Source organism: Brevibacterium antiquum CNRZ 918 (genome assembly GCF_900169145.1).
Classification (GTDB): Bacteria; Actinomycetota; Actinomycetes; order Actinomycetales; family Brevibacteriaceae; genus Brevibacterium; species Brevibacterium koreense.
Genome location: NZ_FXZD01000004.1, coordinates 297,465 through 309,491 on the forward strand (window position 1 = coordinate 297,465; position 12,027 = coordinate 309,491).

Here is a 12,027-nt window from a genome sequence, read left to right on the forward strand (position 1 = left end):
GACAGGACACGATCCGGACGAGTGGTCTGGCACCGAATCACAGGCGATAGACTTGACCCCAGCAGACAAACGGCATTGAAGTACGCAGAAGATGCAGATTACGCAGATGAAGGACATTGATGACTGACCAGCTCGACCCATTGGACGAGTCGGCCGTGAATGCGGCCGTTGACGCGGCACTGAGGGCATTCGCGGACGCACGCACGCTCGACGATCTCAAGGCCGCGAAGATCGAGTTCACGGGCGACAAGGCCCCGCTGGCGCTGGCCAACCGAGCCATCGGCGGACTCGACAAGGCCGATAAGGCCGCCGCCGGCAAAATCGTCGGCAAGTCCAGGGGTCAGGTCAAGAAGGCCCTCGACGCCCGTCAGGCCGAGCTCGAGGCCGAGCGCGACGCAGCCGTGCTCATCGAAGAGTCCATCGACGTCACTCTGCCCACAGACCGCAACCGCCTCGGCGCTCGCCATCCGCTCTCCCTCATCCAGGAACAGGCCGCCGACTACTTCATCGGCCTCGGCTGGGAAGTTGCCGAAGGCCCCGAGATCGAATCCGAGTGGCTCAACTTCGATTCCCTCAACTTCGGACCCGACCATCCTGCTCGCCAGATGCAGGACACGTTCTTCGTCGACCCTCCTGAGGCCGGCCTCGTCCTGCGCACCCACACCTCACCGGTTCAGTCCCGCTCACTCCTGCAGCGCGGTGTCCCGCTCTACATCGTGTGCCCGGGCAAGACCTTCCGCACGGACGAGCTCGATGCCACCCATACCCCGGTCTTCCACCAGATCGAGGGCATCGCCATCGACAAGGGCCTGACCATGGCCAACCTGCAGGGCACCCTCGACGGCTTCGCCCGTGAGATGTTCGGCCCGGAGTCGAAGACCCGCCTGCGCCCCAGCTTCTTCCCATTCACCGAACCGAGCGCGGAAATGGACTTCTGGTTCCCCAACAAGGTCGGTGGGCCTGGCTGGATCGAATGGGGCGGCTGCGGCATGGTCCACCCCAATGTGCTGCGCGCCGCGGGCATCGACCCCGAGGTCTACCAGGGCTTCGCCTTCGGTATGGGCATCGAGCGGACACTGATGCTGCGCGAGGGAATCAACGATATGCATGACATGGTCGAAGGCGATGTGCGCTTCTCGGCCCGTTTCGGAATGAAGGCTTGATATGCGCGTCCCACTGAACTGGCTGGCCGACTATGTCGATCTCCCGGCCGATACGGATCCCCATGCCCTGGCCGCGGAGTTCGCGTCGATCGGACTCGAAGAAGAGGACTTCTTCGGCCCCGAGATCACCGGACCCCTCGTCGTCGGCCGTGTCCTTGAACTCGTCAAGGAAGAGCACTCGAACGGTAAGACCGTCAACTGGTGCCGCGTCGACGTCGGACCCGAGCACAATGAAGATGCCGATGACCCGAAGGACCCGCAGCCCGGCGAGGAACGACCCAGCCGCGGCATCATCTGCGGTGCCCACAACTTCGTCGTCGGCGACCTCATTGTCGCCTGCCTGCCCGGAGCCGTCCTGCCCGGTGATTTCCAGATCGCTGCCCGCAAAACCTACGGACACAAGTCCGATGGCATGATCTGCTCGGCCAAGGAACTCGGCCTGGGTGAGGACCACGATGGCATCATCGTGTTGAAGAACCTCGGCCTGAGCGGTGAACCCGGTGACGATGCGATTGCCCTCCTCGGACTCGACCAGGTCACCCTCGACGTCAACGTCACCCCCGATCGCGGCTACCAGCTGTCGATGCGCGGCATCGCCCGCGAGTACGCGCAGATGAAGGGCCAGTCCTTCACCGACATCGGAAGCCCGTCCATCGCCGAGGTGAACGCCCCCACCGCTGACGGCTTCCCTGTCGTGATCGAGGACTCCAACCCCATCGACGGCAACGTCGGCTGCGACCAGTTCACCGCCGTCCAGGTGACCGGCCTGGACACGAGTGCACAGACTCCGTTCTGGATGCAGCGTCGCCTCATCGCCGCAGGCATGCGCCCCATCAGCCTGATCGTTGATGTCACGAACTACGTCATGCTCGAATTGGGCCAGCCCCTCCACGCCTATGACACGTCGCTGCTGGGCGAGGAGATCGTCGTGCGCCGTGCGCAGGCGGGGGAGAAGTTCACGACCCTCGACGACGTCGAACGCACTTTGGATGCCGAGGATCTCCTCATCACCGACCGTGGTGGACAGGGTTCAGACAGCACCGGCGGCAAGATCATCGGTCTCGCCGGGGTCATGGGCGGAGCCGCGGTCGAGGTCAACGATAAGACGACCGACGTGGTCATCGAGTCCGCTCACTTCGATCCGATCTCGATCGCCAGGACCGCACGGAGGCACAAGCTGTCCTCCGAGGCCTCGCGTCGCTTCGAACGTGGAGTCGACCCGTTGCTCGGACCGGTGGCGGCACGCCGCTGCGCTGACCTGCTCGTCGAACTCGCCGGCGGCACACTCAGCCCGGCGACAACACAGGTCGGTGAGGTTCCCGAGCCCACCGTCATCGAGCTTCCGGTCGAGCGTGTCGGCTCCCTCGTCGGCGTCGGCTACACCACCGCAGAGGTGACCGGTCTGCTCGAGGACATCGGTGCGAGCATCGACGTCATCGGCAAGGACAAGCTGGCTGTGACCGTGCCCAGTTGGCGCACGGACATCACCGCAGACGTCGACCTCATCGAGGAAGTAGCCCGCACCGGCGGCTACGACCGGATCCCGTCGATCCAGCCGGCTGCTCGCGCCGGACAGGGCATGACCGAAGCACAGCGCACGCGACGCCGGATCTCCAACCTGCTGGCCGCCGACGGCTACACCGAGGTGCTGTCCTACCCGTTCACGAGCGCCAAACGCGACGATCAGCTGCGCCTCGAGGCCGAGGACGTGCGCCGCAAGCACATCCGCCTGGCGAACCCGATGTCCGAGGACCTGCCGCTGATGCGCACCAACCTGCTCTCGACCCTGGTCGAACTGGTGGCACGCAACTTCGGTCGCGGAGCCAAGGACGTCGCCCTGTTCGAGGCCGGTCTCGTCTCCACCTCGGCGGGACTGCCTACAGGTCCCGGACCACGGCACCTGCCTGGCTACCACCCGACTGATGCGGAACTCGAGGAGATCTACGCTTCCGTGCCGGCTCAGCCCTACCACTACGCCGGCATCATCTCCGGCAACGTCGAACTGCCCGGCGTCTGGGGCAAGGGTCGGAAGGCCGAGGCCACCGACGTCATCGACACCGTCCGCCGCATCGCCGGCGTCAACGGCATCGAGGTCAGCGTTGAAGCCGACCAGATCGCACCCTGGCACCCAGGACGCGCGGCGAAGTTCCTCCTTGCCGACGGTCAGGAGCTCGGACATGCGGGTGAACTCCACCCGAAGGTGTGCGAGAACCTCGGCCTGCCGGCTCGGACGGTTGCCTTCGAGATCGATCTCGACGCGCTCCTGGCACAGGAGGACCTGCGGACCTGGGACGGCGCCCTGTCGACCTACCCAGTCTCCCGCCAGGACGTCGCACTCATCGTCGACGAGTCACTGCCCACCCAGACGCTGGCGGCGACTCTGCGCGAGGGTGCGGGGGAGGAGCTCGAACTGCTCGAGACCTTCGACCTCTACACCGGTGACCAGCTGCCCGAGGGCAAGAAGTCCCTGGCCTTCCGCCTGACGTTCCGAGCAGCGGATCGCACGCTCAAGGCCGATGATGCCTCGGCGATGCGTGAGGCCGCGACGCAGTTGGCCGCTGAGCGCCACGGTGCCGAAGTAAGAAGCTGAGAGGAACCCAGACCATGTCCGAGAAGCTGCCCTACGGAACCAACCTGCCCGATGACTCGACGGCCGCTGAAGCGTCCGCCGTGCCGTCCGAGACCATCGCGATCGTCACCGGTGGAGCCCGCGGCATCGGCCGCTACCTGTCCGAAGCGTTCGCGCACGCCGGTTATCACGTGGTCATCACGGCCACCTCGGCCGATCGTGCCGAGGCTGCGGCCGCCGAGATCATTGGCAGCACCGGGGGAGCGGTGACCGGATTCGGCCTCACCGCCGACGATGCCGCCTCGGTCGCCGAACTGAAGAACTCGGTGCGCGGACTCGAAACCGAGACCGGACGCAGCCTCCAGGTGCTGGTCAACAATGCCGGCCGCATCGAATCCACCGAAGGACCGCTGTGGGAGGCCGAGCCGGAGAGCATCAAGGGCGTGGTCGACGCCAACGTCCTCGGCGTCGCCCTCATGGTCAACGCCTTCGCCCCTGTGCTCATCTCTAGCGCCGAGGCGACCGGTCGTCCCAGCCGCATCATCGACCTCAACTCAGGATCCGGTGCCCAGGGCACTCCCGCCTACGCCGTGTATTCGGCATCGAAGGCGTCCCTGTTCCGCATCGCCGACTCCGTCGTCCACTTCGGCCATGATCTGGGTCTGCGGATCTTCGAGATGGCACCGGGAGTCGTGGAGACGTCGATGACGAAGTCCATGCCCGTACATGACTTCCGCGGTGAAGGCGATTGGACCAGCCCGCAGCAGGTCACCGACCTGGCGTTGGCTTTGTCCTCAGGCACGCTTGATGCGTTCACCGGGCGGTATGTGCGGGCAGGTGCTGACACCGAGGAATCGCTTCTCGCCGAGGTGGCTGCCGGGTTCACCGAGTCCACACGACGTCTCGTCCTCGGCTGAGTTCCCAGGCTTTCGCAGAGCTCACGGACAGACTGGGACATCGGCACATCAGTGATACGCACGCTGCTCATCGACAACTACGACTCGTTCACCAATAACCTGTACCACTACCTCGCCGAGGTCAACGGCTGCCCACCAGTCATCGTGCCCAATGACTGGGAGGACTGGAGCATCGGTGCCCTCAAGGAGTTCGACAATGTGGTGATCTCCCCGGGGCCTGGGTCGCCGGACAAGTCCGACGACTTCGGGATCTGCGCCGAGGTGATTGCCGAAGCGAGAATTCCCATCCTCGGCATCTGTCTGGGACACCAGGGAATCGCCCTGGCCCACGGTGGGACCGTCGCTCACGCACCTGCTCCACGGCACGGGCGACAGTCTGAGATCCGGAACTTCGGCGTCGACCTCTTCTCAGGAATTCCGCCGACGTTCGACGCGGTCCGTTATCACTCGCTGGCCATCACCGACGTTCCCGAGGAATTGGAGGTGACTGCGTATTCGGATGACGGCGTCGTCATGGGTCTGCGCCACCGCAGCCTGCCGCAGTGGGGCGTCCAATTCCACCCCGAATCGATATCGACCGAACACGGCCTGGCGCTGCTGGGCAACTTCGCGCGACTGACCCGGGAATGGGCAGGCGGAGAGACTGAAGCCGCGACTCCTGGGACTCCAGGCTCCGGCACACCCGACCGACCCGAGCCGGTCACGGTGGCGCTTCATGTAGAAGCCTTGGAGCTGTCAGTGCCGGACGAGTCCATCTTCGCAGCGCTGTACGGAAACGAAGAAGAAGCCGTCTGGCTCGACGGCAATGACCCGAGCAGTGGTTCGTCGAGGTTCACCATCATGGGTACACCCACCGGACCGAATGGCCGAGTCGCTACGTCGGATACGTCCGCCGGGACGATCCACATACGCCACACGGGTCGTGCTCCGGCCGACCAGGCAGGTGCGGAGACAGCGGTCAGCAGCGGTCTCTTCGACTGGCTCGAGGGCGAGCTGAACACCATGGTCGTTGAGGCTCCGGCACTGCCCTTCGACTTTCGCCTCGGCTGGGTCGGATACCTGGGATACGAGCTGAAGTCCGAGGTCGGTTCGCCCAACCGGCACCACTCAGACCTGCCAGATGCCTCCCTGATGTTCCTCGACCGCGCCGTCGTCATTGACCACGATGAGTCGACGGTCTACCTGCTGGCACTCAATGGACTCGGTTCGTCACCAACGGACTGCAAGACCTGGTGCGCGCAGACGAACACGGCGATCCAGGAACTCGCTTCCGCCGACCCATCGACTCCTGGGGGACCTCGGATTGGCGCGGCTTCCCAGACCGCTGCGCTTACCGCGACGTCGATGGTCGCCCGACAGTCCCGTAAGCAATACAGTGACAACATCGCACGAGCGCTGGACAAAATCACCGATGGTGAGACCTATGAGGTCTGTCTGACCAACATGCTCGAAGCCGAGGGAGAGTTCGACACTCTGAGCGCGTACCTAGCGCTGCGGACACAGAATCCGACCCCGTTCGGCGTCTATCTCGTGTCGAAAGACGCGACGATACTCAGCACATCTCCGGAACGCTTCCTGCGCATCGGCTCTGACAGACAGGTCGAATCTAAACCGATCAAAGGTACACGCGCACGCGGCCGCACAGACGAGGACGACGCTGCGATCAAAGAGGAGCTGCAGTTTTCGGAGAAGGATCGCTCGGAGAACCTCATGATCGTCGACCTCGTTCGCCATGATCTTGGCGCCACTGCCCAGCTCGGATCCGTGTCAGTCGATGAGCTCTTCGGCATCGAAACCTATGCCACCGTCCACCAGATGGTCAGCACGGTCAGCGCAGTCCTCGACTCCGAGCATTCCTCGGTGGCGTGTGTCCGAGCGGCCTTCCCACCGGGGTCGATGACTGGAGCGCCTAAGCTGCGGACGATGTCGATCATCGACGAACTCGAGACCGGTCCCCGAGGTATCTACAGCGGGGCGATCGGCTACTTCTCCCTCAACGGCGCCGTCGATCTCAGCGTGGTCATCAGGACGCTGGTCGTTGCCGATGGCACCGTCCGGTACGGGGTCGGTGGTGCAATCGTCACCCTCTCTGACCCCGAGGACGAATACGCAGAAACCGTGGCCAAGGCTGCACCACTGCTAAGGCTGTTCGACGATGCCACATTTCCCGGCGCAGTTGAGGACATGCCGCTTGGACAGGGAAGCAGTGACGCGGAGCTCGACACTGAGAAATCCACTGACACGGAAGGTCTCGTGACATGACAATCTGGACCTGGGATCAGCAGCAGAGAGAATTCGTATCGGGTGGTGCCAAGGGCGCACTCCGCCTCGCAGATTCCTGGTTCGTCGGTGATGGCAGAGTCCGCGCATTCGACCGGCATCGCCGACGATTCAGCACGGCCGCACTTGAACTGGGGGGCACTGACGCGGACTCGGCCGACTTCTGGTCGGCGCTCATCGCCCTCATTCCGCGCTCGGGGGAGTGGTTTCCCAGAGCAGAGATCCTCGGCGACGACGAACCTGCGCTCGGATTTCGGCTGAGACCAGCACCGCCTCGCACCGACGAACTCGATGTGTGGATCCCGCCATTTGCCGATCCGCGTCGACACCCACAGACGAAGGGGTCGGACATCGCGCGTCTCGGCGAGCTGCGGACGCGGGCACACGAAGAGCACGGGTGTGATGAGGTGCTGCTCGTCGACGAACACGGGTTCGCTGTCGAATCGGCAACCTCGAGCCTGCTGTGGTGGGAGGACGAGACGCTGTGCGTTCCGCACCCGGACCTGGCCCAACTCCCAGGCGTGACCACCTCACTGATCCAAGACGGAGCCCGCAGACGGTCCATCAGCATCGAGTATCGACGGGTACAACCAGAAGATCTGATTGGACACGAAGTATGGCTTGTCAACGCCCTACATGGAATCAGACGCATCAGAGCCTGGTCCGGCTCGCTCGACTTTGCTTCTGTCTCTACTCGTGTTCATGGGTCGGCCCCTTCCTGGTTCTGGGAATGGAAGACATGGCTCGAACGCGAGATGAAACTGATTTGATAGCCATGGGGAACAACGGCTCTACAGGTGACTTACTCGTTGATACGAGGTTCACTAGCCTAGTTGCAGATCAATAATGTCCCGGATCGACAGCCCCTGACTTCCGGGCTCGTAAGAGTGCCGGCGCGGTAAGAAACGATATTCAGTCGCGGCGTTGTCGACAAGCACGGTTAGACTGATAATCGAGGGTAGGTTTTCTCGTGCTGTTTGTTCGAACCGGAGAGAATCTTTACCGTACTTCCCAACTTATGACGAGGCAACAGTGCCTTGGCTTGGCGTGCGGAGGCGCGGCTATCGACTACAATTGTTATGATTAGACGCAGGCGGTGATTTCAAATCGCGACAAACGGTGAAGAGCTGAGGAACATCAATGACGAACGCGCCCGAGAACGACGCAGCACCTACTCACCCGGGAGCTCGATGGTGGAAAGTGGACTTCCACTCTCATAGCCCTGCTTCTTTTGACTTCGGCGCGATGGAAGGTCATCGCGCGACGACCGAAACATCGTACCGAAGCTGGCTTCTTGCCTATATGAAAGCCGAGATTGACGCCATCGTCGTCACGGATCACAACACACATGAAGGAATCGGCGAAGCGCGAGATGAGCTGATTCGTATGCGAGAAGACGAAGTGGAAGGGTTTCGTGAGATCTGCATCTTCGCAGGAGTCGAGATCACCGTCGAGGGTGGATACCATCTTCTAGGCGTTTTTGATGTAGATACCGATAGTGATTCGATCAACGGTCTTCTGTATCGTTGCGGATTTGACGGTCCCCGAGGCGAGAGCCTGAGCACGACGAGCAAGGCGTTTGCCGAGGTGGTCCGTGAGATAGAGGATGCCGGTGGCCTTGCCATTCCAGCACACGCTGACGCGCCCAAAGGTCTCTTTGGGCACGATCAAAGGAACCAAGACGCGATCCGTGATGCGGGGTATGTCATTGCGATCGAAGCCGTTACGGAAGAGGGAGTCGAGAAGGCCAAGAGGCAAGGCTGGGCGAGCGTACTCGGGTCTGATTCGCACTTCCTAGACGGGGCCGGGGCGCCCCCCGGAGTGGAGGCTAAGTTCCCTGGAAGCCATTTTACCTGGATGAAAATGGAGACGCCGAATCTCCTGGGGGTCAAACTGGCGCTCTCTGACGAGACTTCATCGGTCCTTCGCTCTACACAAGCGACAGAGAATCCGGGTGGATACTTCCACCCTGTTCTCGATCGGGTTATTGTCAAGAAGGGCGAAGCCGAGTCCTGTTATGTCTTCGGTCCTTGGATGAATGCCATCATCGGTGGAAGAGGGGTCGGAAAATCCACTGTCGTCGAGGTTGTCCGCCTTGCGATGGGTAGGCATAACGACTTGCCCGCAGGGTTACGTGATTCTAGCGAGTGGTTCTCGCCGTCGCGGGGCAAAGGTGCGGGGGCACGCTTCTGGGATCAGGACACTATCATTGAAGTCCATGTTCACAAGCTCGGGCGACGCTACCGAATCCTTTGGAATGGAGAATCTCCAGAAAATGGTGCGATAGAATCCTTCGTCGACGGGGAGTGGATCCCAGAGTCAGGTTCGCCGAGGGACCGGTTCCCCCTGATGATCAACAGTCAGAAGCAGATCTACGAGACTGCGAGAGATCCCCAGAGTCTTCTGAAGGCTATAGACGATCAACCGTCAGTCGATTATGTCGGGTGGAAAGAAACCTTTGACGCGCTTAAGAGCAAATACCGGACACAGAGAGCCTCCATCTCGGAACTCTCGACCAAGATCAACAGCGAAAGTAGACTGAAGGGTGAGCTTGCGGACGCCGAAGCAGGACTCAAACAAATTGCAAAGATTCGCGACTCTGCCGAAGCTAAAGAACTCGACAACCTCTTGTTTCAGCAGCGATGCGTGGATCGGGAACGCTCCCGGGCTGAATCGATCGAGCGGGCGCTCCTGGCGATAGTACGAGACTTTAAAGTGGCCAAGTCCGGCGACGACTCAGGCCTGTCTTCAACAGGGGACACGGAGAATGAAGAGTTTGCGTCGAAAGAAGAGAACGCCCTAATAGCAGTAGCTCGTTCGACATATGAGGAAGTCAGGGTCCTCTCCGAGAAGCTGGGCGAGGCACGAGCGGCATTGGAGTCCGTTGCCGCAGAGTCTCCTCGAAAGAATAAGATTCAAGAGCTTGAACACCACATAAGTGCTTCTCAAGTCGATTCGGACAAGTCAGACGGCGATACCCTCGAAGACCCGAACGAAGCGAACGCGCGGTTGGTGAAAATGAAAGGTGATCGTCTTTCCAGTCTAGAGGAACTCAAAGCTGTAAAAGAGCGTCGATGCCAGCTCGAAAAGGACGCACAGACAACCTTAGAAGAGCTGTGTGCACTTCGTGGAGTCCTTACAGCCCGCCGGGCCGAAGTTGCTGTGAACCTCAACAGTGCCGAACTGAAACTCAACGTACTCGCCCAGGCGGACGCAAGCACCCTCGAACGCGACCTGAGAAGGCTCGTGAACAAGCCCACGGCATATGGCAACATATTTGACGAAGACGGCCTTCCCTCAGTGTTAGGTCACCAGCTACAACCAGGCCGAGACGACAGAGTATTCAAGTTAAAAGAGCTACTGAAAGACCTTCGCCGGCATGGCGCGTCGGCAGAAACCCTAACTGCTACGGGACTTGTATTCGATCAGCGGTTTTACTCACATCTCGAAACTCTCGACGGTCACGACTATGCGACCGAGATTGACCTGTGGTTCCCCGAAGACCTATTGCGCGTCCAATACAGGAGAGGTGCCTCGGGCAAGTTTCACGAAATTAATCAGGGTTCTCCTGGCGAGAAGACGGCTGCCCTTCTTGCCGTGATCCTTCAGCTCAGCAATGACCCCCTTTTGCTAGACCAGCCGGAGGACGACCTCGACAACAAATTGATCTATGACCTTGTTGTCTCGACCTTAAAGAGGATCAAATCAAGCAGGCAAATCATAGTAGTTACTCACAATGCGAACGTCGTGGTGAACGCTGACTCTGAACATGTGACGATCCTTAGCCACGGCCCAGTACCCCGAGTGGAGGCGCAGGGATCAATTCAAATACCTAAGGTCAAGGAATCGATCTGTCTCATTATGGAAGGCGGCGAATCGGCATTCGAGGCACGCTATCGACGTCTTATGAGGAGTTAGCTCGGGCAAGGCCGGGTTACGTGCTAACGTTTTACCAAAAGTGCTGTCGCATCGGCTCGAGTGCAGTCCTGCGGTTACTCTGGGCGACCCGAAAGGGATTGGCGTCTGTCAAGGATAGATTTCGAGACTAGGGCAGTCTGAATGATCGCCGTTTCACCTTACTGGCTGAGCTCGGTTCTGCCGAAAACCTCTGATCGAAACCGGCGAGGTAGCCGGCAGTCAGGCTGTCGGGAGTGCTTAAAGCTGAGTTGATTTCACACGCATGGTCAAGTCCGTTATCAACGAGGACCGTAAAGGGTGGCCGTCCACGCCAAATTATCGACTTCAACTAGGGATTGCGAAGTAAAGGCACACGTACCTTTGGTATGCGTTCGGCATCGGACTCGGCCCCTTTTGCATCGCAAACTCTCTTGCCTCTTTGAGGTCTTAATAGCTGAATAACATTGCCAGTTTGCAGTGCTGGGCTCTTCAAGTTGTGCAAATATTGTCCCTATGCAAAAGACAGAAGCAGCACCGCGTTCCTTGGCCGTTCGTCTTGCTGAGAATTTGCCTGACCGGAATTTTTCAAGTCAAGCGGTACCAGGGTGAGTGAGGCAGTGGTTAGGCTGCCTCTGTTTCGGTGCCCTCCTTTGGTTGGTTGATCCATGCCGGTCCGGGTAGGGCCAGGATCTTGGGATCTGTGGCCTTGCTGAACCTTTGGGGGTGTTTGGCCCGCGCGGCAGCCAAGGTCTGTGAGCGTTTCACGGCGACGCTATCGGCGAAGCCATAGTGGACGTTGGCTGGAGTATGGAACCCGATGCCAGAATGCTGATGAGCGTGATTGTACCAATCCACGAATTCACTGATGAAGGCCCGCGCGTCGCTCAGGGACGCGAAGCGATCGGGGAAGGTTGGCCCGTACTTCATGGTTTTGAAGAGACTTTCGCTGTACGGGTTGTCGTTGCTCACCCGGGGCCTGGAATGGGATCGGGTGACCTCCAGATCCGAGAGCAGTCCGGCAACGGTCTTCGACGTCATCGAGGTCCCGCGGTCGGCGTGGACGATTTCGGGGATGCCGTGGATGCCGAAGATCTCCTTCATCATCTCCATCGCCAGGACCCCTGATTCGGTGGCGTGCACGTGCGCGCCGACGATGAACCTCGAATGGATGTCCACCATCAGGTAACAATCGAAGTACTTG

General features: G+C 60.6%; 7 protein-coding genes. 6 read left to right on the plus strand and 1 reads right to left on the minus strand.

Features of this window, described 5'->3' with window-relative positions; all coding sequences use genetic code 11:
- Positions 1-119: 119 nt before the first annotated feature.
- The 6 genes from pheS to BANT918_RS08270 all read left to right on the plus strand — a co-directional run bounded on the left by pheS (position 120) and on the right by BANT918_RS08270 (position 10,847).
- On the plus strand, positions 120-1,163 hold the full coding sequence (gene pheS / locus BANT918_RS08245; protein WP_101619778.1) for a phenylalanine--tRNA ligase subunit alpha: 1,044 nt from the start codon (positions 120-122) through the stop codon (positions 1,161-1,163).
- 1 nt (position 1,164) lies between these two features.
- On the plus strand, positions 1,165-3,753 hold the full coding sequence (gene pheT / locus BANT918_RS08250; RefSeq protein WP_101619779.1) for a phenylalanine--tRNA ligase subunit beta: 2,589 nt from the start codon (positions 1,165-1,167) through the stop codon (positions 3,751-3,753).
- Between the two features lie 14 nt (positions 3,754-3,767).
- Entirely contained in the window at positions 3,768-4,649 is an 882-nt protein-coding gene (locus BANT918_RS08255; RefSeq protein WP_101619780.1) for an SDR family NAD(P)-dependent oxidoreductase, read from the plus strand.
- Positions 4,650-4,700: 51 nt separating this feature from the next.
- Complete coding sequence (pabB, locus tag BANT918_RS08260) at positions 4,701-6,911, plus strand: aminodeoxychorismate synthase component I (protein WP_233430399.1); 2,211 nt, start codon at positions 4,701-4,703, stop codon at positions 6,909-6,911.
- Positions 6,908-7,699 carry an aminotransferase class IV gene (locus BANT918_RS08265; RefSeq protein ID WP_101619781.1) on the plus strand — a complete coding sequence of 264 codons (792 nt, stop codon included), beginning with the start codon at positions 6,908-6,910 and terminating at the stop codon, positions 7,697-7,699. The genes pabB and BANT918_RS08265 overlap by 4 nt, the downstream gene beginning before the upstream one ends.
- Positions 7,700-8,069: 370 nt before the next feature.
- Positions 8,070-10,847, plus strand: coding sequence for a TrlF family AAA-like ATPase (locus tag BANT918_RS08270; protein ID WP_101619782.1), 2,778 nt, complete (start codon positions 8,070-8,072; stop codon positions 10,845-10,847).
- 600 nt (positions 10,848-11,447) lie between these two features.
- Here the strand turns inward: BANT918_RS08270 and BANT918_RS08275 are convergent.
- The coding region (locus BANT918_RS08275) for an integrase core domain-containing protein (protein WP_145996959.1) at positions 11,448-12,027 on the minus strand (580 nt) is incomplete at its 5' end.

Excerpts from the sequence above, each read along its gene's own strand:
- pheS (WP_101619778.1), top strand. The coding sequence starts at position 120 with ATGACTGACCAGCTCGACCCATTGGACGAGTCGGCCGTGAATGCGGCC.
- pheT (WP_101619779.1), top strand. The coding sequence starts at position 1,165 with ATGCGCGTCCCACTGAACTGGCTGGCCGACTATGTCGATCTCCCGGCC.
- BANT918_RS08255 (WP_101619780.1), top strand. The coding sequence starts at position 3,768 with ATGTCCGAGAAGCTGCCCTACGGAACCAACCTGCCCGATGACTCGACG.
- BANT918_RS08265 (WP_101619781.1), top strand. The coding sequence starts at position 6,908 with ATGACAATCTGGACCTGGGATCAGCAGCAGAGAGAATTCGTATCGGGT.
- BANT918_RS08270 (WP_101619782.1), top strand. The coding sequence starts at position 8,070 with ATGACGAACGCGCCCGAGAACGACGCAGCACCTACTCACCCGGGAGCT.